This is a genomic window from Cupriavidus sp. UGS-1, assembly GCF_021213615.1.
GTDB lineage: Bacteria > Pseudomonadota > Gammaproteobacteria > Burkholderiales > Burkholderiaceae > Cupriavidus.
The window spans coordinates 65,088-85,620 of the sequence record NZ_JAJQJF010000007.1 but is presented as its reverse complement, the minus strand read 5'-3'; the positions used below and the strand labels follow the sequence as shown (position 1 = coordinate 85,620).

Sequence of the window (20,533 nt, the reverse complement as noted above, 5' to 3'; positions counted from 1 at the left end):
TTCAACGTACCGGGCCGACCCAACGCTCTGGGCGGATCAAGCCGCCAACCGGAACGTCCCCACCGCCCGGTGCAGCGCGTCGGCCTGATCCTCCAGCGAAGCCGCCGCCGCGGCCGCCTGCTCGACCAGCGCGGCGTTCTGCTGGGCCATCTGGTCCATCTGCGTGACGGCCTGGTTCACCTGTTCGATGCCGCCGGTCTGTTCCTCGGTGGCGGCGCGCATCTCGCCGATCAGGTCGGTGACGCGCTTGACCGCCTCGACGATCTCGCCCATCGCCTTGCCGGCGTTCTCGACCAGCGCCGAGCCGTCCTCGACGCGCTGCGCCGAGTTGCCGATCAGCGCCTTGATTTCCTTGGCGGCGGTGGCGCTGCGCTGGGCGAGGCTGCGTACTTCGCCGGCCACCACGGCAAAGCCGCGGCCCTGGTCGCCGGCGCGGGCGGCTTCGACCGCGGCGTTCAGCGCGAGGATATTGGTCTGGAACGCGATGCCCTCGATCACGCCGATGATGTCGACGACCTTGCCCGACGCGTCCTTGATCTCGCCCATCGTCGACACCACCTGATGGACGATCTCGCCGCCGCGGACCGCGATCTCGGACGCGCCTTCGGCAAGCCGGCTGGCCTGCCGGGCGTTGTCGGCGGTCTGGCGCACGGTGCTGGTCAGTTGCTCCATGCTGGCGGCGGTCTCCTCGAGCGAGGCGGCCTGTTCCTCGCTGCGCCGCGACAGGTCGGCATTGCCGGCGGCGATCTGCTTGGCGGCGCCGGCGATCGAATCGGCCGAGCCGCGGATGGTGCCGATCGCACCAGTCAGCCGTTGCTGCATCTGCGCCATCGCGAACAGCACGCTGCGCTGGTCGCCGGGCGCGACCTCGACGCGGCTGGCCAGATCGCCTTCCGCGATCCGGCTGGCGATATGCGAGGTGAGCGCCGGCTCACCGCCAAGCTGTTTGTGCAGGCCGTTGGCGATGCGGATGACGACCAGGCTCATCAGCGTGCCGATCACCAGCAGCAGCCCCAGCGATTGCCACAGCGAGGCGCGGAAGGCCGCGTCGATGTCGTCCAGATAGACGCCGGAGATGAAGTTCCAGTCCCACGGCTTGAAGTTGGCGACATAGCTGAGCTTGGGCTGCGGGGCCTCCGCGCCGGGCTTGGGCCACAGGTAGTGGACGAAGCCGGTGCCCCGTCCCTTGCCGATCTCGGCGATGTCGCGGAACAGGTAGGTGCCGGCCGGGTCCTTGAATTCGGCCATGCTCTTGCCATTCATCTCCGACTTGATCGGGTGCATCACCACCACGGTGTCCGAGCGCATCAGCGTGAAATAGCCGTCGCTGCCAAAGCGCATCGCCTTGACCTTGTCGACGGCGAATTCCTTGGCCTGCTCGACCGTCAGCTTGCCGGCCTTCGCTTCGGCCTCGTAGGCCTTGACCACCGACAGCGCCGTTTCGGTGACGTGGACGAGGTCGGTGCGGCGCTCGTCCAGCCGCACGTTGCGCATCTGCCAGGCGTCCCACAGCAGCAGCGCCAGCAGGCACACCCAGCTGAGCACCAATGGCAGCAGCAATTTCTTTCTCAAGCTAAGACGTTCCAGCATCGTGTTTCCCCGTGGTCCACCGTAAAAATTGTGTTTGTCCGGGGCATAACGGCGGACCGGCGGACAAACTTGACCGGGACCGGCCTAGGGCTTTCCATGAGTGCAAATGCCGGCACAATCGTGTCAGTACGCGTAAAGTTACATGCACTTACTTACAAAGTGGGACCGCGTGAAATGCGCTGTAATACGGATCAATCATGTCTGGATTGCAGGACCAAATGAGAACAATTATTCTTTCGGTCTCCTGAAACTCCCGTTGCGACGGGTCCACGAGGACGGCCAACGTCCGCGCAGCGCGCTGCGCCCCGTCCCGCACGCCGCATTGCCCCGGCGACAAGCAACACGCAGTGGCGCCGGAACACAGTCATGACCCAATCCCGTCTGGACCCTCGCCTGGACCCGCCCCTGGAAACACGTCTGGGCGCGGCGCAGCAACGCCGGGCGTTCTGGCTCAAGCATCTGCACCAATGGCACTGGATCAGCTCCGCGCTCTGCCTGATCGGCATGCTGCTGTTCGCCGTGACGGGCTTCACGCTGAACCATGCCGGCCAGATCGAGGCCGAGCCAAAGGTCGTCAGCCGCACTGCCGAGGTACCGGCCCCGGTGCTGGCGGCGTTGCAGGCCCGGGAACCGGCGCCGGCCGGCCAGGACAAGGCCCCGGTCCCCGCGGAGCTGGCGGACTGGCTGCGGCGCGAATTCGATATCGATGCGCAGGGGCGCGAGGCCGAATGGTCCGCCGACGAAATCTACGTGGCGCTGCCGCGGCCCGGTGGTGATGGCTGGGTCAGCGTCGCGCTGGACAGCGGCGAGGCGCAGTACGAACTGACCACGCGCGGCTGGATCTCCTATCTGAACGATCTGCACAAGGGCCGCAATACCGGTGGCGCCTGGAGCCTCTTCCTGGACGTGTTCGCGTTCGCCTGCCTGGTGTTCTGCGTGACCGGGCTGTTCCTGCTGAAGCTGCACGCCGGTGGGCGCGTCGCCACCTGGCCGCTGGTCGGCCTGGGGCTGGTCGCCCCGCTGCTGCTGGCCATCCTGTTTATCCATTGACGAGGTTCCTGTATGCGTCGTTTGCTTAGCGTCTCCATGACCGGCCTGGGCGGCCTGACCGGCCTGGCCGCGATGTCGTTCGCCACGCCCGCCGCGGGCGCGGAGATCCAGGTCAAGGTCGAGATCCCGCGCCTGAGCGTCGCCGAATATCACCGCCCCTATGTGGCGATGTGGCTGGAGCGCGCCGACCAGACCCCGGTCGCGACGCTGTCGGTCTGGTACGACGTCAAGCTGAAGGACGCCGAGGGCACCAAGTGGCTGAAGGACATGCGCCAGTGGTGGCGCAAGGCCGGCCGCGACCTGCAGATGCCGGCCGATGGCATCTCCGGCGCGACGCGCGCGCCGGGCGAACACACCGTGACCTTCACCGACGGCAAGGCGCCGCTGGCGAAGCTGCCGGCCGGCGAATACCAGCTGGTGGTCGAGGCCGCGCGCGAAGTCGGTGGCCGCGAGCTGGTGCGCGTGCCGTTTGCCTGGCCGCCTGAAGGTGCCAAATCCGGTGCCGGGTCCGCGCAGGCGAAGGGCCAGCACGAGCTGGGCGCCGTCACCGTCAGCCTGAAGCCATGAGCGGCGCGCGCTGCGCCGCCGTCCGCCGCATTCCTTTCGACGCTTTCCGATCCCGTGCCCTGGAGCCCTCGATGAACCGTTCCGCGATGTCCCCAATGTCCCCAATGTCCCTCTGCGCCAGGCTGTCCGCGCTCGCCCTGGTTGCGCTGCTGCCGCTGTCGGCGCACGCCCACCGCCAATGGCTGCTGCCGTCGGCCACCGTGCTGTCGGGCAGCGACCCGTGGGTCACCGTCGACGCCGCGGTGTCCAACGACCTGTTCTACTTCGAGCATTTCCCGCTGCGGCTGGACAACCTCAGCGTCAGCGCGCCGGACGGTAGCCCGGCCAAGGCCGAGAACCAGAGCACCGGCCGCTATCGCAGCACCTTCGACGTGCATCTGACCGCGCCGGGTACCTACAAGCTGGCCGTGGTCAACAATGGCCTGTTCGCCAGCTACAAGGAGAACGGCCAGACCAAGCGCTGGCGCGGCTCGGCCGAGGATTTCGCGCAGAAGGTGCCGGCCAACGCGCAGGAGCTGCAGGTGACCCAGTCGGAGAGCCGGCTCGAGACTTTCGTGACCGCCGGCAAGCCGACCACGCAGGCGTTGAAGACCACCGGCCGCGGGCTGGAGCTGGCGCCGGTCACCCATCCGAACGATCTGTTCGCGGGCGAGCCGGCCAACTTCCGGCTGCTGCTCGACGGCAAGCCGGCGGCCAATGTGGAAGTCGAAGTGGTGCCGGGCGGTAACCGCTATCGCGACCAGCTTGGCGAGATCAAGGTCAAGACCGATGCCGACGGCAAGTTCAGCGTCAAATGGCCGTCGCCGGGCATGTACTGGATCGAGGCCGAGGTTCGCGACGACAAGGTCTCGCTGAAGCCCGCCAAGGCACGCCGCGCGGCCTATATGGCGACCTTCGAGGTGCTGCCGCAGTAAGCGCGGCGGATTGGACTTCCCGATGCTGCCGATGTCCGCCGCCGCGGCGCCTCGCACGCAGTCCGCGCCGGCGTCCGCGCCTGCAGTCGCTGCCCGGCGCGTGCTGGTGCCGCTGCGCTTCGATGCGCCACCGACACTGCCCGAGGGCGCGGTGGTGCTGCATCGATGCGGCGGGCAGACGATGGGCACGACCTGGTCGGTGCGTTGCCTGATTGCGGACGATCACGGGAAAGAGGGCGAGGCCGCCGCGATCGCAGCCGGCATCGAAGCGCTGCTCGCGCAGATCGTCGCGCAGATGAGCAACTGGCTCGACGACTCCGATATCGGCCGCTTCAACGGCGCGCCAGCCGGCAGCTGGCTGCCGTTGCCGCCTGCCTGCTTCTCGGTGCTGCAGGCCGCGCTGGCGGTCGCGCGCGACAGCGGCGGCGCCTACGACCCGAGCGCGGGGGCGCTGGTGTCGCTGTGGGGCTTCGGCCCCGACGGTCCGCGCGCGGCACCGCCCGGCGCCGACGAGGTCGAAGCGGCGCGGGCCCGCTGCGGCTGGGCGCGCATCGAGCTCGACGAGCAAGGACGGCGTGCGCGCCAGCCCGGCGGCGTGTCGATCGACCTGTGCGCGATCGCCAAGGGCTATGCCGTCGACGCGGTATCGGCATGGCTGTCGGCGCGCGGCGTGTCGCATCATCTGGTCGAGATCGGCGGCGAGCTGCGCGGCGAGGGCGTCAAGCCGGATGGCATGCCGTGGTGGGTCGAACTCGAAAGTCCGCCTGCCGCCGACGATGTCCGCGCTGTCGATGCGGCCGAGCAGACCGTGGTGGCGCTGCATGGCCTGTCGGCCGCGACCTCCGGCGACTACCGTCGTTATTTCGACAGCGGCGGCCGCCGCTACGCGCACACGCTCGATCCCCGTACCGGCTACCCGGTCAGCCACGCGCTCGCGTCGGTGACCGTGCTGCATCGGCAATGCTTGATAGCCGACGCGCTGTCGACCGCGCTGACGGTGCTCGGTCCCGAGGCCGGCATGGCGTTCGCCACGCAGCGCGGCATCGCGGCGCGGATGCTGCTGCGAACGCCGCGCGGCTTTGCCGAACGCATGTCGCCGGCGTTCGAGGCGATGCTCGCATGAAGGCGCCGCGACGATTCGGCCTTCCTTCGCTGGCGAGCGCGCTCAGCGGCATCGCGGGCGCATCCGGCCTGGCACTGTCGCTAGCCGGCGCGGGCAAATGGCCGACCGCGGGCGGTGTCGCGCTGGCCTACGCGGGTTTCTGCGGCGCGATTCTGGCGCTGCATCGCCATCGGCACCAGCGCAGCGCGGCCTTCGCGTCGACCGCCGACGATGCAACGCTGATCGCCTATGCCAGCCAGACCGGGTTTGCGGAGCAATTGGCGATGCAGACCGCGCAGGCGCTGCAACGCGCCGGCTTGCCGGTGCGCGTCGCCTCGTTTGCGGATCTCGATCTGTCTGCGCTGACGCGCTGCCGGCAGGCGCTGTTCGTGGCCAGCACCACGGGCGAGGGCGATGCGCCCGACAGCGCCGCAGGTTTCACGCGCAAGCTGGCCGCCGCGAGCGGCGACGGCCTGAGCCGCCTGCGCTACGGCATCCTCGCGCTGGGCGACAGCAGCTACGCGAATTTCTGCGCCTACGGCCATGCATTGGCCGCGGCGCTGCAACGGGCGCAGGGGCGGCCGCTGTTCGATCTGGTCGAGGTCGACAACGGCGACACCGGCGCGCTGCGCCATTGGCAGAACCACTTGTCGGCGCTGGCCGGCGGCGCCGAGATCGCCGACTGGGAGGCGCCGCGCTATGGCCGCTGGCGGCTGGTGGAACGCCGGCTGATGAACCCGGGCAGCGCCGGCGCGCCGGCCTTTCATCTGGCGCTCGAGCCCGAAGCGCCGGCCGCGCTGGAATGGCAGGCCGGCGATATCGCCGAGATCGGCCCGCGCCTGCCGCCCGAGCAGGTCGCGCAACTGCTGCGTGACCTGTCCCTCGACGGAACCGAAGCGGTGCGTTGCGATGGCGGGGCGATGCCGCTGGCGCAAGCGCTGGCCACGCGCATGCCGTTGCCCGCGCCGCATGCCGAAGCCATGCGCGGCTTGTCCCCGCAGGCCCTGGTCGACGCGCTGCCGCCGCTGCCGCACCGCGAGTATTCGATCGCCTCGCTGCCCGCCGATGGCCGTCTCGAACTGCTGGTGCGCCAGACACGCCACGACGATGGCCGGCTTGGTCTCGCTTCGGGCTGGCTGACCAAGCACGCGCCGCCTGGCGCCGCCATCGCGCTGCGCGTGCGCACCAACCGTGCCTTCCACGCACCGGCCGACGATCGGCCGCTGCTGCTGATCGGCAACGGCACCGGCATGGCCGCTCTGCGTGCCTTGCTGAAGGCGCGCGCCGCCGCCGGTCATGCGCGCAACTGGCTGCTGTTCGGCGAACGCAGCGCGGCGCACGACGCCTTCTATCGGGAAGAACTGCAGGCATGGCAGGCCGACGGTACGCTGGCGCGCCTGGACCAGACCTGGTCGCGCGACGGCGCTGCGCTGCGCTACGTGCAGGACGCGGTGCGCGCCGCCGCGCCGCAGATCCGCGAATGGGTCGCGGCCGGTGCCGCGATCTACGTCTGCGGCAGCCTGCAAGGCATGGCCGCCGGCGTCAACGACGCGCTGGCCGAGGCGCTGGGCGCGCGGACGCTGGCGACGCTGGCAGAGACCGGCCGCTATCGGCGCGACGTCTACTGAGCGGGGCCCCTGGGCGCTCGCTTGACGTCTGTCGTCCCCGCGAAGGCGGGGACCCAGTGGCTTCGAACGTCGCTGGATGCCCGCTTTCGCGGGAACGACGAAATGGCGTTCGAACGATCGCTCATTCCATGCCGGGAAACCGCATGTCCTCGTACCTGACGAAGCGCGTCTTGCGCGTCCACCGGTAGCCGAGCCAGATCGCCAGGAAGATCGGAATGCCGATATAGGTCGCGGCCACCGACCACCAGTCAATATTGCCGTCGAGGAAGGCCTGGTAGTTCTGTCCCAGCGCGATCACCAGGCACAGCACGAACGCGAAGATCGGACCGTACGGGAAGAACGGCGAGCGGTACGGCAGCCGCGACAGATCCAGGCCACGCCGCATCCAGCCCTTGCGGAAGCGGTAGTGGCTGATGGCGATGCCCAGCCACGCGATGAAGCCGGTCATGCCGGACAGGCTCAGCAGCCACAGGTAGACCGCCTTGCTCTCGAACAGCGAGGTCAGGAAGCACAGCGCGCCGACCGCGGTGGTGGCCAGCAGCGCGGGCATCGGCACGCCGTGGCGCGTCAGCCGGGCAAAGACGCGCGGCGCGCGGCCCTCGGTCGCCAGGTTGTAGAGCATTCGCGTCGAGGCATACATCCCCGAATTGCCGGCCGACAGCACCGCCGTCAGGATCACCGCGTTCATCAGGCCGGCGGCGAAGGCCAGCCCGGCATTGCGGAACACCAGCGTGAACGGGCTGACGCCGATGGTCTGCACATCGCTCTTGAGCAGGCTCGGATCGGTATAGGGGATCAGCACGCCGATCACCGCGATGGCCAGCACATAGAACAGCAGGATGCGCCAGAACACCTGCCGCACCGCGCGCGGAATATTGCGCGCCGGGTCGGCCGATTCGCCGGCGGCGACGCCGATCAGCTCGGTGCCCTGGAACGAGAAGCCGGCGATCATCGCCACGCCGATCATCGCGGGCAGGCCGCCGACGAAGGGCGCATCGCCCAGCGTCAGGTTGGCCAGGCTCGCCGGCACGTCGCCGCGCAGGATGCCGAAGATCATCAGCGTGCCGATCGCGATGAACGCGATCACGGTCACCACCTTGACCAGCGAGCACCAGTATTCGGCCTCGCCGAAGCCGCGCACCGAGATCGCGTTGAGCCCGAACATCAGCGCGAGAAACAGTCCGCTCCACAGCACGCCCGGCGTATCGGGGAACCAGTACTGCATCACCAGCTGCGCCGCTGCGAGCTCCACGGCGATCGTCACCGCCCAGTTGTACCAGTAGTTCCAGCCGAGCGCGAAGCCGAAGCCCTCGTCGACATACATGGAACCGTAGGTCGAGAACGAGCCGGCCACCGGCATGTAGGCGGCCAGTTCGCCCAGGCTGGTCATCAGGAAGTAGACCATCGCGCCGATCAGCAGATACGCGGCCAGCGCGCCGCCCGGTCCGGCCTGGGCGATGGTCGCGCCGGAGGCGACGAACAACCCGGTACCGATCGAGCCGCCGATGGCGATCATGCTCAGATGGCGGGCCCGCAGCTTGCGCTGCAGGCGCGGCGCGGCGGCGCCCGAGGCGGTGTCGCTGTCGACGCCGACGCCGGCGCCGCGCGAGTCTTGGGAAGCGGTCATGGTGAACACAGGAAGGCCAGCAATGGGGCGGCATCCTATAAGAAAACCCGCCGGCGGGATAGCCGGGCCGCCAACTCGGTAGAATCGTGGCTTCCCTGCCCGCGTGGCCTGGCGGTGCCCCGATGCGCCGCGGTCCCGACACCATGAAGCTGAACCTCGATTTCAACGACAGCATCCTGCTGCATATCGTGCTGAGCGTGCTCATCGTCCTGATGGGCGTGCTGCTGGTCAAGCTGAGCAACCGCTTCTTCGTCTCGCGTCAGTTGGCGGACCGCGACAATCTGCGCAGCTATCGCACCTGGACCGTGGCCTCGCGCAATCTGATCGGCGCGGTGGCCTTCCTGCTGCTGCTCGGCATCTGGGTCTCCGAACTGAAGAGCGTCGCGATCTCGCTGGCCGCCTTTGCCGCCGCGCTGATGATCTCCGGCAAGGAGCTGGTAATGTGCTTCCTCGGCGCGTTCATGCGGATGATCGCGCGCCCGTTCCAGCTCGGCGATCTGGTCGAGATCGGCCAGTACGCCGGCGAGGTCATCGACATGGACGCGCTGACGACCACGCTGGTCGAGGTCGCGCCGACTCGGCAGTTCACCGGCTTCACGGTGCAGGTGCCCAACAGCCTGCTGCTGACCGTCGCGGTGCGCAACCACTCCCAGGCGGGCAAATACACGCTGGACACCGTGCGCATTCCGCTGGCGGCGCAGTGCGACCCGGACCGCATCGAGGCGGAGCTGCTCGACATCGCGCAGCAGGCCTGCGAGCCGTTTCTCGAGGCCGCGGGCCAGAGCCTGCGCCGCTATGGCGATACGCGTTTCCTGGACCTGTCGCAGTTCGCGCCGCGCGTGATGTTCGAACCGGTCGGCACCGACCGGCTCGATGCGATCGTGCGTTTCCCCGCGCCGGTGGGCGGGCGGCTGCCGGTGGCGCAGCAGATCATCCGGCGCTTCTATCGGCAGCGCATCAACGACAGCAAGGAGACCGGCGGCGATGCCGCCGCCGAGGCCGCGGCCGACAACGAAAGGCGGGATGCCGAACAGCGCGAGGCCGCCGAGGACCGGGCGCGGATGGCGCGCACCGCCCGCCCCGGCGCACCCGGCAGCCCCGGCAACCCGGACACCAGCGGGCCGCCGGCTTCGTCGCCGGCGTTCTGATCGTCGGCGAAAGCCGCTGGGTCCTCACCTTCGCGCGTAAGACGAGCCGTCGGAACCGGCCCACCGCCGCGGCCGGTGACCGCACAGTGCTGCCGTTTCCCTGGCGCAGTGCGCCATGACCGCTGCGACGCTTGCCCTTACACTAGGGCGATCCGATGACGGCCCGCACCGCATTCAAGCGGTTTCCGCGCGCCTCTCGCCTATCCGTTCCGACCCGTATGAATCCATCGAATCCCACCCCGGACGCCGCTGCCGGCGCCTCATCTGCTGCGCCGGCGGCGCGCCCGCGCGCGCCGTCGCTGCGCCATGCGGCCAGCGTGCTGGTGCTGCGCGACGGCGCGGCCGGCATGGAAGTGCTGCTGGTGCGTCGGCCCGAACGCCAGGACGATCGCAGCAGCGGCGCCTATGTGTTTCCCGGCGGCACGCTCGATCCGCAGGACAACCAGCTGCACGGCCTGTGCGAGGGACTCGATGACGCCGCCGCCAGCGCGCGGCTGCGTTTGCCCGCGGGCGGGCTCGACTTCTACCTGTGCGCGGTGCGCGAATGCTGCGAGGAGGCGGGCCTGCTGTTCGCCTACCAGCGCGACGGCGAGATGGTGGCGCTCGAACGCTTCGACGACGCGCAACTGGCCTGGCTGCGCGAGGCGGTGCGCTACGGCGGCCCCGGCATCGCCGAGGTCTGCCGCCGCTTCGAGCTGCGGCTGGCGATGGACAAGATGGCCTATATCAGCCACTGGCTGACGCCGCCGGGCCTGCCCAAGCGTTTCGACACGCGCTTCTTCGTCGCGGTGCTGCCGCCGGGCCAGAGCGCGATGCACGACGGCGTCGAGGCGGTCGACCATCGCTGGGTGCGTCCGTCGGAAGCGATCGCGCCGGACAGCGGCATGACGCTGGTCAACGTGACGCGGCGCATGCTGGCGTCGATCGCGCATTTCCCGACCGCGCAGGCCTGCTTCGACTACGCGCAAGGGCTGCGCGAGATCGCGCTGATCATGCCGAGGCTGGCCAATGGCCCCCAGGGCGTGCGCCCGGTGCAGCCCGACGAGCCTCCCTATGCCGAGATCGCGCGCATCGATCCCGACGGTGCCGGCCATGGGCGCTACGCCCTCGAACCGGGTGTGCCGGTGCGGCTGTCCGACCGCGTCTGGCGCGTGACCGCCGACAACGGCAACGCGATGACGGGCCCCGGCACCAATACCTATCTGATCGGCGGCGGCAGGCGCAACGAATGGGCGGTGATCGATCCGGGCCCCGACGACGAGGCGCATCAGCGCGCGGTGCTGGCCGCCGCGCCGGGCCCGATCCGCTGGATCCTCGCCACGCACACGCATATCGACCATTCGCCGGGCGCGGTGCGGCTGCGCGAAGCGACCGGCGCCCAGGTGCTGGGACGCGTGGCAAACCGGCCCGAGCGGCAGGACCCGAGCTTCGCGCCGGACCGCGTGCTCGAACACGGCGAGCGCATCGTGCTGGGGGACACCGACGTACCGGGCGACGCCATCACGCTGCGCGTGCTGCATACCCCGGGCCATGCGTCGAACCACCTGTGCTTCCTGCTCGAACAAGAGAAACTGCTGTTCACCGGCGACCACGTGATGCAGGGCTCGACCGTGGTGATCGGCCCGCCCGATGGCGACATGCGCGCCTATCTGGCCTCGCTGGCCGCGCTGCTGGACGAGGACCTCGAATGGCTCGCGCCGGGCCATGGCTTCCTGATGCCGCGCCCGCGCGAGGCGATCCGCCTGCTGATGCGCCATCGCCAGCATCGCGAGGCCAAGGTCGTCAATGCACTGCGCGAGCTGGGACCGGCGCCGATCGAAACGCTGCTGCCGCGGGTCTACGACGACGTGCCGCCACGCATGCTGCCGGTCGCGCAGCGCTCGCTGCTGGCGCATCTGCTGAAGCTGCAGGCCGACGGACAGGCGCAGGAAGCGCAGGGCGACTGGCGCATGCTGCAGTAAGCCGCTCTCCAGCCCGGCCGATGCGCCGGCGCGCGCAACATCGCAGTGGATTCCCCGATAGCCCAACAAGCGGAACAAGGAGACACCATGAAAGCTGCCGTGCTGCATCAGCCCAGAACCCCGCTGGTCATCGAAGACCTCGCCATCGACAAGCCCGGCCCGCGCGAGGTGCTGGTGCGGACCGCGGCGGTCGGCGTCTGCCATTCGGACCTGCATTTTCTCGACGGCGCCTATCCGTTTCCGATGCCGGTGGTGCTGGGGCATGAAGCGGCAGGCGTGGTCGAGCAGGTCGGCGCCGAGGTGCGCACGGTCAAGCCCGGCGATCATGTGATCACCTGCCTGTCGGCCTATTGCGGCCACTGCGAGCACTGCCTGAGCGGCCATCTGTCGCTGTGCGTCGCGCCGGATACGCGCCGCCGCGAAGACGAAGCGCCGCGGCTGCGCGCCAGCGGCGCGGCGATGAACCAGTTCCTGAACCTGTCGGCCTTCGCCGAGCAGATGCTGATCCACGAGCATGCGCTGGTCGCGATCCGGCGCGACATGCCGCTGGACCGCGCCGCGCTGATCGGCTGCGCGGTGACCACCGGCTTCGGCGCGGTCACGCATACGGCCGGCGTGCGGCCCGGCGAAACCGTTGCGGTGATCGGTTGTGGCGGCATTGGCCTGGCCACGATCAACGCCGCCGCGCTGGCGGGCGCGGGCCGCATCATCGCGATCGACCGCCTGCCCGGCAAGCTCGAACTCGCGCGGCGCTTCGGCGCCACCGATGTGGTCGATGCCAGCGCGGCCGATCCGGTCGACGCGGTGCGCACGCTGACCGGCGGCGGCGTGCATCACGCGTTCGAAGCGATCGGGCTGAAGGCCACGGCCGAGCAGGCCTTTGCGATGCTGCGCCGGGGCGGCGCGGCCACCGTGATCGGCATGCTGCCGCCGGGCGTCAAGATCGAGCTCAAGGGCACCGATTTTCTTGCCGAGAAACGCATCCAGGGCTCGATGATGGGCTCGAACCGCTTCCCAATCGACATGCCGCGGCTGGTGGACTTCTATCTGTCGGGCCGGCTCGAGCTCGATGCGCTGATCGCGCAGCGGCTGCCGCTCGAGCGCATCAACGAGGCCTTCGACGAGCTGCGGCGCGGTGAGCTCGCCCGTTCGGTGATCCTGTTCGAGCAGTAGCCCGGGGCCGGCGGACCGCACGTGTGCGCGGCCTCGGCGAGGCCATGCGCGCTGTGGGAAAATCCCGCCCGCGCGCCGCATCCATCAGGCGCCGGCGAACGAGACGATGAAGACGATCGAATGGAAGGATTGGGAAATCTTCTGCCGCGTGGTCGAGGCAGGCACCTTCACGCATGGGGCCGAACTGGCCGAGGTGCCGAAGTCGTCCGCGAGCGCGGCGATCGCCCGGCTTGAAGCGGAGCTCGGCGGGCGGCTGTTCGAGCGCAACACGCGGCGCGTGCGCGTGACCGAGCAGGGCCAGCGCCTGTACGAACGCGTGGCGCCGCACTTCGCGGCGTTGCGCGAGATCAGCGCCGAGGCGGCCTCGGCCAGCGAACAGGTCAGCGGCACGCTGCGGATCGCCACGCCCTACGAGGTCGGCTCGCAGCATCTGGCGCCGAGCCTGTCGCGCTTGCTGACCCTGCATCCGAACCTGAAGGTGCAGATCGACGTCACCTGGGACCAGCCGGACCTGCTCAAGCACGGCTACGATCTCGCCTTCGTGATGACCAATACCACGCTGCACGACAGCTCGTTTGCCAGCAAGCGCGTGGTGCTGGTCGAGCGCGCGTTCTATGCCGCGCCATCGCTGATCCAGGCGCGCGGTCTGCCGCGCTCGCCAGGCGATCTGAACGGCTGGCCCGTGATCGGCAATGCCGACGATCGGCGCTGGGAATTCGTGCAGGACGGCGCCGAGGAGGCCGTGCTGCCGGTCGATCCGCGCATTCGCACGCATAACGCCGAGATCCGGCTGAAGGCCGCGACCGATGGGCTCGGTGTCGCGCGCCTGTCGCCGAAGTTCGTCGAGGAACATGTGCGCCAGGGGCAGCTGGTGCGCGTGCTGCCCGCCTATGCCTCGTCGCCGCTGAAGGTCTACGTGCTGATGCCCGCGCGCAAGCTGATGCCGGCCGCGGTACGGGCGCTGCTGGACGTGATGGAGCACACGGTCGGGGCCGCGGCGCCGGCGCGGGGGGCGCGGCGCGCGGGAAAGGTGGAAGGCAAGGCCGACGTCAAGGCCGACTCCAAGGCTTGAAGCCGCGGCCGCGGCCCGCTCAGAAGGGCTGGTCGCCGGTCCGCATTTCGACGCCCAGCGTTTCGCCGATCGCCAGGATCTCGTCATCGTCCTCGGCGCGCGCGATCCAGCCCGCGTAGACGCCGGAACCGATCTCCCAGTGCCATAGCGTGATGCCGGCCGCGCGCAACTGCTCGTGGGCCTGCTCCATCAGTTCGGGCACGCTGGTGCTGCCGAGGAAGTCCTCGTCCTCGGGATCGTCGACACCCCAATCCAGCACCAGCGCCACACGTGCCGCCAGCTGGTTGAGGCAGTCGATAAAGGTCGCGGTGTCATGCTGTTCGACCTGGAAGCCCGCTTCCCAGTCGATCACGTCTTGCACCACCGACAGCAGTTCGGTGCCATCCACCGTATCGTCGGCTTCCTCCAGCGCCTCGTCGAGCAGCGCCAGCTGCTTCTCGACCATCGCGCCATCGTCAAAGTTGATCATGCCGAGCAGCCGTTCGACTGCCTGGCGCGACTCGTCGTCGATGACTCCATTCACGCCCAGTCCTCCCGCTTCCGAATGCCGCTCCAGTGTGCCGGCCTGGTCCGCCAATCTGGTTCCCGAACCTAGTCCGCCAACTGGCCGATTTCCCGCCGCCCACGCGGCGTCACGCGCAGCGCGCGCGACGAGGGCGTGCGCTCGATCCAGCGCCGCTGCAGCATCGCGTCGAGCAACGCCGCGCCCAGTGCGCCGCCCAGATGCGGCTTGCGTTCGCTCCAGTCGGGACAGGTGCAGGCGAACTGCCGGCGCTTGCGGCGGGCGCCGTCCAGATCCACGCCGAGTTGCACCATGCCGTGCGTGCCGTGCTCGGACAATTCCACCGCGCTGTCCCGCACCAGGATCCAGCCCGAACGCGTCATCCGCGCAAACAGATCGACCGCCAGCTCGCCGGCCAGATGGTCGTAGCAGGTGCGCGCGTGGCGCAGCGTCGCCGGCGCGGTGCGCGACGGCGGCACCGTTCGCAGGCGCGGCGGGCGGCTCGCCTGCGAGGCCGCGGCCAGCGCCTCGATCGCGACGCCGATCTCGGGCGCGGCCAGCCGGTAATAGCGATTGCGGCCATGCGTCTCGACCGCCAGCAGGCCGCCCTCGGCCAGCCGAGCCAGATGGCCGCTGGTCGACGAGGCCGACAGCCCCGCAATCAGCCCCAGCTCGCCGGCCGGTCTTGCGCTGCCATCCATTAACGCCCACAGCATCGCGGCGCGGCCCGGGTCGGCCAGCAGGCCGGCCAACTGACTGATGCTGGGAGCGTATTCCATAGTTCATTCCACGGTGAAACAACGATCGCAGTATAGGCCGATACTTGCCGATATCAACCTTGCTTTCCTTGTCGCGCATCCCATGATCCTGGACCCGACGAAGCCGCCTCCCGATCCGCTGGCGGCGGTAACGCATCGCGATCCCTATCGGTACTATCGCGAACTCGCGCGGCAGCAGCCGTTTCACCGCGACGCCATGCTGATGCTGTGGGTCGCCGCCGGCCCGGCCGAGGTGGCGGCGGTGCTGTCGCATCCGGCATGCCGGGTGCGGCCGCCGGGACAGCCCGTGCCGCCGCCCCTCGCGCAGTCGCCCGCCGGGACGTTGTTCGCGCGGCTGATCCGCATGAACGACGGCCAGCGCCATGCGCCGTTGAAGGCCGTGCTGCAACGGCAGCTGGCAACGCTGGATGGGGACGACGTGCGCGCGGCCGCATTGGCATCGGCGCGCCTGTTGCCGGTGACGGACGATCACGCCGCGACCGCGAACCGCTGGGCCAGTGCGCTGCCGGTGATCGCCATCGCGCGTTTGCTGGGCTTCACCGCCGCGGACGACGACGTCACCGCGAGCCGGATCGCCGCGCAGATCGGGAGCTTTGCCGCGGCCATGTCGCCGCTGGCAGGTCCGGCCGAGATCAACGCCGGCATCGACGCGGCGGCATCGCTGCAGACACTGCCGCTGCGTGCCGACACGCCGTGGGCGAAGGCGTTGTGCGCGGAGGCACGCGCCGCCGGTGTCGACGACGACGCGATCGCCGCCAATCTGCTGGGCCTGATGGTGCAGGGCTGCGAGGCCACCGCCGGGCTGATCGGCAATACGCTGTTGTGGCTTGCCGGTGATGCCGCTGGGGCCGAGGATCCGAGCACCACGGTGGCGAAGGTGCTGCGCACCGATCCGCCGATCCACAACACGCGCCGCTTCATGGCCGAGGACGCGCTTGTCTGCGGCGTGCCGCTGCGGCGCGGCGACGGCATCCTGGTGCTGCTCGCCGCGGCCGCCGCATCGGAGCTCGAAGTGGAAAATGTCTCGGCCAATACGCCGACGCTGGCCAAGCGCGGCGAGCGGGCCTGGACCTTTGGCCATGGCGCGCATCGATGTCCCGGCGATGCGGTGGCGGCGGCGCTGGCCGAAGCGACCGTCTCCGCGCTGCTGGCGCGCGGTATCGAGCCGGCCGCGCTGGCGCGGGCGTATCGTTATCGGCCGTCGCTGAACGCGCGGATCCCGCATTTCCTGTGATGCCCGAATGCCGTGATTCCAATGACCCCCACGATTCCCACGATCTTGCTGAGGAAGCCCGATGATTGCCGTGATCTTTGAAGTCGAATTCGCCCCCGGGCAGAAGGATGCCTATCTCGATATCGCCGCACAACTGCGCCCCACGCTGGAAGCGATCGACGGCTTCCTCTCGGTCGAGCGTTTCCAGAGCCTGAGCACGCCCGGCAAGGTGCTGTCGCTGTCGTTCTTCCGCGACGAGGCGGCCGTGCACGCCTGGCGCAATACGGTCGAGCACCGCCATGCGCAGGCCGCGGGCCGCGGCGGCGTGTTCGCCGACTACCGGCTGCGGGTCGCGCAGGTGCTGCGCGACTATGGCATGCATCGACGCGAGCAGGCACCGGGCGACAGCCGTGCCGTGCACGATGCCGCGGTTGGCGGTCAGTGAGGGCCCGGCATGGATTCGCATACGCTGGTTGCTCAAGCGCTGTTCATCGGCCTGACGTTCCTGCTGGCGGGCTTCGTCAAGGGCGTGGTTGGGCTGGGCCTGCCGACGGTCGCCGTCGGCCTGCTCGGGTTGGTGATGCCGCCGATGCAGGCAGCCGCGCTGCTGGTCGCGCCGTCGATGGTGACCAATGTGGTGCAGCTTGCCGCCGGCCCACGCTTCGGCGCGCTGGTGATGCGGCTCTGGCCGATGCTGCTCGGCATCGTGGCGGGCACGCTGGTGGCCGGCGCGCTGGCGCCGCCGTCGGCGATGCAGCAGGCCACGGCGGCACTGGGCGTCGCATTGATCGCCTATGCCGCCGTCGGTCTGTCGTCGTGGCAGCTGAACGTGCCTGCCGCCCATGAGCGCTGGCTGGCACCGCTGATCGGTCTGGCCACCGGCGCGATTACCGCGGTGACCGGCGTGCTGGTGATCCCGGCGGTGCCGTATCTGCAGGGGCTGCGACTGGCGCGCGAGGAACTGGTGCAGGCGCTGGGCCTGTCGTTCACGGTATCGACGATGGCGTTGGCGATCAATCTGCTGATGCATGGCGTGCTGGGGCAGGCGCCGGTGCTAGGCGCCTCGCTGGCGACGCTGATTCCCGCGCTGGCCGGCATGTGGCTCGGCCAGAAGCTGCGCAACCGGATCAGCGCGGCCCTGTTCCGGCGGCTGTTCTTCATCGGGCTGCTGCTGCTCGGCGCGGATCTGGCCTGGCGCGGCTGGCATTGACCTTGTCCCTGCGCGCGGCCGCGTATCGGCATGCCGCATAATGGCCTTCCGACTCGTGGACCCTGCCATGGGCCAACTCGCAAGGCTGACCGATGCCGACCCAACGCCGCCGCACCGTCAATCCGTGGGCCAAGCTTGGCAAGACCGCCGCCCGCCAGATGCAGCAGATGCAGCGCGCGGTCGCGCGCACCGTCACCAAATCGGTCGCGCGCACCGTCGCCAATACGGTCGCGCATTCCGTCACGCAGGCCGCGCATCAGGGCAAGGAAGCGCGGCGCGTGCTGTCCGGTGTCGCCTCGCCGGTGCCGGCGCCGGCGAGCCGCGGCGGCGGCCGCTGGCTGGAGGGTGTCTGGGGCTTCGGGCCGCTGGCCCAGCGCCACTATCGGCTGTTCATCCCTTCAGGAATCGGCGCGTCGCGGCCCGCGCCGCTGCTGGTCCTGCTGCATGGCTGCGGACAGGATGCCGCCAGCTTCGCCGCCTGCACGCGCGGGGCGGCGCTGGCGCGGGCGCGCCGTTGCATCGTGCTGCTGCCCGAGCAGTCCTCGCGCGCCAATGCGCACCGATGCTGGAACTGGTTTCGGGGCGAGGCGCAGGCCGCGGCGGAGGCCGGCCTGTTGATGGGGATGATCGACCATGTCTGCCGCATGCATCCGGTGCAGCCCGAGCGGGTGCATCTGCTTGGTCTCTCCGCCGGCGGCGCGATGGCGTTGATGCTGGCGCTGCGCTATCCCGACCGCTTCGTCGCGGTGGGTTCGCACTCTGGAGCGGCCCCGCATCTGGCCCGCAATGCGACCCAGGCAGGCCGCGTGATGCGCGGCTCGCTGAACGGACACACGGCCGCGCAGCTGCAGGCGCTGCGGCTGCAGTTGCGCGGCAGGACACCGCCGCCGCTGCTGTTGATCCATGGCGATGCCGATCGTGTGGTCGCCTACGACAACGCGATTGCCAGCGCGACGCTATGGCTGTCGCTGTCGACGCCCGGCGCGTTGCCGGCCGCGGCGGCCCAACCGTCGGTGCGCGTGCTGCGGCGGGGCGAGCGCCGACCGGTCGTGGTGCATGACTGGCGCCGCGACGGCGGGCTCTATATCCGGCTGGTACGTGTCGAAGGCCTGGGCCATGCGTGGAGCGGTGGCGCGGCCAGCCAGGCCTATGCCGATCCGGAGGGACCCGATGCGCTGCGGATCGCGTGGGCGTTCTTTGCCGCGGTCGCGCCGGCACCCGTACGAAGGCGCGCGGTCGCCTGAGCGTGGCTCGCTCAGTCCTGCCGCCGCGCACCGGGCGCGACGATTTCGACATCGGATTGCGCGCAGGCCACGCAAGGCAGCAGATAGCCGTCGTCCTTCTCGTCGGGACTCAATCCCGGCCATTCGATCCGATAGCGGATGCTGCCGGACGCCAGCCGGCACAGGCAGGCGCGGCAGGTGCCGTTGCGGCAGGAACTGGGCAGGCGAATGCCGGCGCGCAAGGCGGCCTCCAGGATCGATTGCGTCGGCTCGGCGGCGAACTCGAGCCCCGAGGGGGCGATACGCACGCGCAGCGGCGGCGCGTCGTTCGGCTCGCTCATCGGCGCGTTGTTCGGCTCGCTCATCGGCTCGCTGGACACCTCGCTCATCGGCGCGCCTCGTTGTCGTGATCCACCCGCGGAAACTGCGCGCGGCCATGGGTGGCATCGCGCAGCGCCGCCTGCGCGGCTTCGACTTCGCTGGCGGGCAGCCTGAGGATCAGCCGGGCCGTCGAACCATAGGCGCTGTCGGCCAACGTGTGACCGGTCTGTTCGAGCCAGCGTCGCACCCGTGCCTCGTCGGCATAGTCGACCTCGACGGCGAAGCTCGCATACGCGATGCGCTCGACCCGCTCGGCGGTCTTCAGCGCGGCGGCGATCGCATCGGTATAGGCGCGCACCAGTCCCCCCGCGCCGAGCTTGATGCCGCCGTAGTAGCGCACTACCGCGGCCAGCACGCCATCGAGCTCGTGATGGCGCAGCACTTCGAGAATCGGCCGCCCCGCGGTGCCCGACGGCTCGCCGTCGTCCGACATGCCGGATTGCCCGCCCGCCAGCAGCGCCCAGCAGACATGCGTGGCGGTGGGATGCTCGGCACGCAGCGTCTGCACGACCCGCATCGCTTCGTCGCGATCGGCGACCGGCACGGCAACGGCGAGAAAGCGGCTCTTGCGGATATCGAGCTCGGCGTGGACGGGTGAGGAGAGGGTGTACGTGGGCAAGGCGGCGACAGCGGGGAAATGGCAACGGCGGGGCCAGTGTATCGCAGTGGCGATTCGGCTCGACGGAGAGACCGTTGCTGGTAGGCTGTCAGCCTCGCCGTTCGAACCGGCTGCCTGATCGACTGATACCCATGTCGCCTGACCACGTCCATCCCAACCACCGCCGCATCGCCCCCGCCGCCGAGCGCAACCGCGAGCCGATTCTCGAGGTGCTGCGGCGCGTCCTGCCACCGGCCGGCACCATTCTCGAGATCGCCAGCGGCACCGGCCAGCACGCCAGGCACTTCGCCGCGGCCAATCCGGAATGGGTCTGGCAGCCCAGCGACCCGGATCCGGCGGCGCGCCGTTCGATTGCGGCGTGGAAAGCGGAGGCGGGTTTGCCGAATCTGCGCGACCCGCTGGCGCTGGACGTGGGCCAGGCCGACTGGGGCATCGATCATGCCGATGCCGTGGTCTGCATCAACATGATCCATATCGCGCCGTGGCGGGCCGCCGAAGCGCTGTTCGCGGGCGCCGCGCGGTTGTTGCCGGACGGCGGCGTGCTTTATCTGTACGGGCCCTACCGCCGCGACGGCGAGCACACGTCGCCGAGCAACGCGATCTTCGACCAGCAGTTGCGCGCGAGCGATGCCTCCTGGGGCGTGCGCGAGATGGAGGCGGTGATCGCGCTGGGCGACAGCGCCGGGCTGCGCTTCGAGGAAGCGGTGCCGATGCCGGCGAACAACTTCAGCGTGGTGTTCCGCAAGACCTAGCGCGAACGCGGCCGGGCCTCTC

At 69.7% G+C, this 20,533-nt stretch carries 20 protein-coding genes; 14 read left to right on the top strand and 6 right to left on the bottom strand.

Features of this window, described 5'->3' with window-relative positions; genetic code table 11:
- Positions 1–36: 36 nt before the first annotated feature.
- Positions 37–1,590 carry a methyl-accepting chemotaxis protein gene (locus LRR16_RS11670; RefSeq protein WP_232205934.1) on the bottom strand — a complete coding sequence of 518 codons (1,554 nt, stop codon included), beginning with the start codon at positions 1,588–1,590 and terminating at the stop codon, positions 37–39.
- 366 nt (positions 1,591–1,956) lie between these two features.
- Here LRR16_RS11670 and LRR16_RS11665 point away from each other — a divergent pair, with 366 nt between their 5' ends.
- The 5 genes from LRR16_RS11665 to LRR16_RS11645 all read left to right on the top strand — a co-directional run bounded on the left by LRR16_RS11665 (position 1,957) and on the right by LRR16_RS11645 (position 6,851).
- The gene (locus tag LRR16_RS11665; RefSeq protein WP_232205933.1) at positions 1,957–2,640 is read left to right on the top strand and encodes a PepSY-associated TM helix domain-containing protein; all 684 of its coding nucleotides are present in this window, start codon (positions 1,957–1,959) and stop codon (positions 2,638–2,640) included.
- 12 nt (positions 2,641–2,652) lie between these two features.
- A complete protein-coding gene (locus LRR16_RS11660) occupies positions 2,653–3,207 on the top strand; it encodes a DUF2271 domain-containing protein (RefSeq protein WP_232205932.1) in 555 nt (184 codons plus the stop codon).
- A gap of 71 nt (positions 3,208–3,278) precedes the next feature.
- Positions 3,279–4,121: a DUF4198 domain-containing protein gene (locus LRR16_RS11655; protein ID WP_370646795.1), complete on the top strand. Its 843-nt coding sequence runs from the start codon at positions 3,279–3,281 to the stop codon at positions 4,119–4,121.
- 22 nt (positions 4,122–4,143) lie between these two features.
- On the top strand, positions 4,144–5,244 hold the full coding sequence (locus LRR16_RS11650) for an FAD:protein FMN transferase (protein ID WP_232205930.1): 1,101 nt from the start codon (positions 4,144–4,146) through the stop codon (positions 5,242–5,244).
- A complete protein-coding gene (locus tag LRR16_RS11645; protein WP_232205929.1) occupies positions 5,241–6,851 on the top strand; it encodes a sulfite reductase flavoprotein subunit alpha in 1,611 nt (536 codons plus the stop codon). Before LRR16_RS11650 ends, LRR16_RS11645 begins: the two co-directional genes overlap by 4 nt.
- A gap of 121 nt (positions 6,852–6,972) precedes the next feature.
- Here the strand turns inward: LRR16_RS11645 and LRR16_RS11640 are convergent, their stop codons facing one another.
- Positions 6,973–8,478, bottom strand: a complete 1,506-nt coding sequence (locus tag LRR16_RS11640) for an amino acid permease (protein ID WP_232205928.1) — start codon at positions 8,476–8,478, stop codon at positions 6,973–6,975.
- Positions 8,479–8,621: 143 nt separating this feature from the next.
- On the opposite strand from LRR16_RS11640, the gene LRR16_RS11635 reads away from it, so the two are divergent.
- The 4 genes from LRR16_RS11635 (at position 8,622) to LRR16_RS11620 (ending at position 13,832) form a co-directional block, all read left to right on the top strand.
- Positions 8,622–9,626, top strand: a complete 1,005-nt coding sequence (locus LRR16_RS11635) for a mechanosensitive ion channel family protein (protein WP_232205927.1) — start codon at positions 8,622–8,624, stop codon at positions 9,624–9,626.
- Between the two features lie 218 nt (positions 9,627–9,844).
- Entirely contained in the window at positions 9,845–11,587 is a 1,743-nt protein-coding gene (locus LRR16_RS11630) for an MBL fold metallo-hydrolase (RefSeq protein WP_232205926.1), read from the top strand.
- An 87-nt stretch (positions 11,588–11,674) separates the two neighbouring features.
- The gene (locus tag LRR16_RS11625; protein ID WP_023263718.1) at positions 11,675–12,760 is read left to right on the top strand and encodes a Zn-dependent alcohol dehydrogenase; all 1,086 of its coding nucleotides are present in this window, start codon (positions 11,675–11,677) and stop codon (positions 12,758–12,760) included.
- A 106-nt stretch (positions 12,761–12,866) separates the two neighbouring features.
- Positions 12,867–13,832 carry a LysR family transcriptional regulator gene (locus LRR16_RS11620; protein WP_023263719.1) on the top strand — a complete coding sequence of 322 codons (966 nt, stop codon included), beginning with the start codon at positions 12,867–12,869 and terminating at the stop codon, positions 13,830–13,832.
- A 19-nt stretch (positions 13,833–13,851) separates the two neighbouring features.
- Here LRR16_RS11620 and LRR16_RS11615 read toward each other — a convergent pair whose 3' ends face one another.
- Both LRR16_RS11615 and LRR16_RS11610 read right to left on the bottom strand, forming a co-directional pair.
- Positions 13,852–14,355, bottom strand: a complete 504-nt coding sequence (locus tag LRR16_RS11615) for a hypothetical protein (protein WP_043437812.1) — start codon at positions 14,353–14,355, stop codon at positions 13,852–13,854.
- Between the two features lie 68 nt (positions 14,356–14,423).
- The gene (locus LRR16_RS11610; protein ID WP_064576803.1) at positions 14,424–15,113 is read right to left on the bottom strand and encodes a helix-turn-helix transcriptional regulator; all 690 of its coding nucleotides are present in this window, start codon (positions 15,111–15,113) and stop codon (positions 14,424–14,426) included.
- Between the two features lie 82 nt (positions 15,114–15,195).
- On the opposite strand from LRR16_RS11610, the gene LRR16_RS11605 reads away from it, so the two are divergent.
- From LRR16_RS11605 to LRR16_RS11590, 4 genes are all read left to right on the top strand, one after another.
- The gene (locus tag LRR16_RS11605) at positions 15,196–16,347 is read left to right on the top strand and encodes a cytochrome P450 (protein WP_232205925.1); all 1,152 of its coding nucleotides are present in this window, start codon (positions 15,196–15,198) and stop codon (positions 16,345–16,347) included.
- A 61-nt stretch (positions 16,348–16,408) separates the two neighbouring features.
- Entirely contained in the window at positions 16,409–16,771 is a 363-nt protein-coding gene (locus LRR16_RS11600) for an antibiotic biosynthesis monooxygenase (protein WP_232205924.1), read from the top strand.
- Between the two features lie 9 nt (positions 16,772–16,780).
- Positions 16,781–17,536 (top strand): sulfite exporter TauE/SafE family protein, encoded by a 756-nt coding sequence (locus LRR16_RS11595; protein WP_232205923.1) that lies wholly within the window; start codon positions 16,781–16,783, stop codon positions 17,534–17,536.
- Positions 17,537–17,628: 92 nt separating this feature from the next.
- A complete protein-coding gene (locus LRR16_RS11590) occupies positions 17,629–18,780 on the top strand; it encodes a PHB depolymerase family esterase (protein WP_232205922.1) in 1,152 nt (383 codons plus the stop codon).
- Between the two features lie 11 nt (positions 18,781–18,791).
- Here LRR16_RS11590 and LRR16_RS11585 read toward each other — a convergent pair whose 3' ends face one another.
- Together LRR16_RS11585 and LRR16_RS11580 are read right to left on the bottom strand one after the other, a co-directional pair.
- Positions 18,792–19,148, bottom strand: coding sequence for a 2Fe-2S iron-sulfur cluster-binding protein (locus LRR16_RS11585; protein ID WP_370646794.1), 357 nt, complete (start codon positions 19,146–19,148; stop codon positions 18,792–18,794).
- Complete coding sequence (locus tag LRR16_RS11580) at positions 19,145–19,759, bottom strand: YigZ family protein (RefSeq protein WP_232205921.1); 615 nt, start codon at positions 19,757–19,759, stop codon at positions 19,145–19,147. The genes LRR16_RS11585 and LRR16_RS11580 overlap by 4 nt, the downstream gene beginning before the upstream one ends.
- A gap of 131 nt (positions 19,760–19,890) precedes the next feature.
- On the opposite strand from LRR16_RS11580, the gene LRR16_RS11575 reads away from it, so the two are divergent.
- Positions 19,891–20,511, top strand: a complete 621-nt coding sequence (locus tag LRR16_RS11575; protein ID WP_232205920.1) for a DUF938 domain-containing protein — start codon at positions 19,891–19,893, stop codon at positions 20,509–20,511.
- Positions 20,512–20,533: the final 22 nt, after the last annotated feature.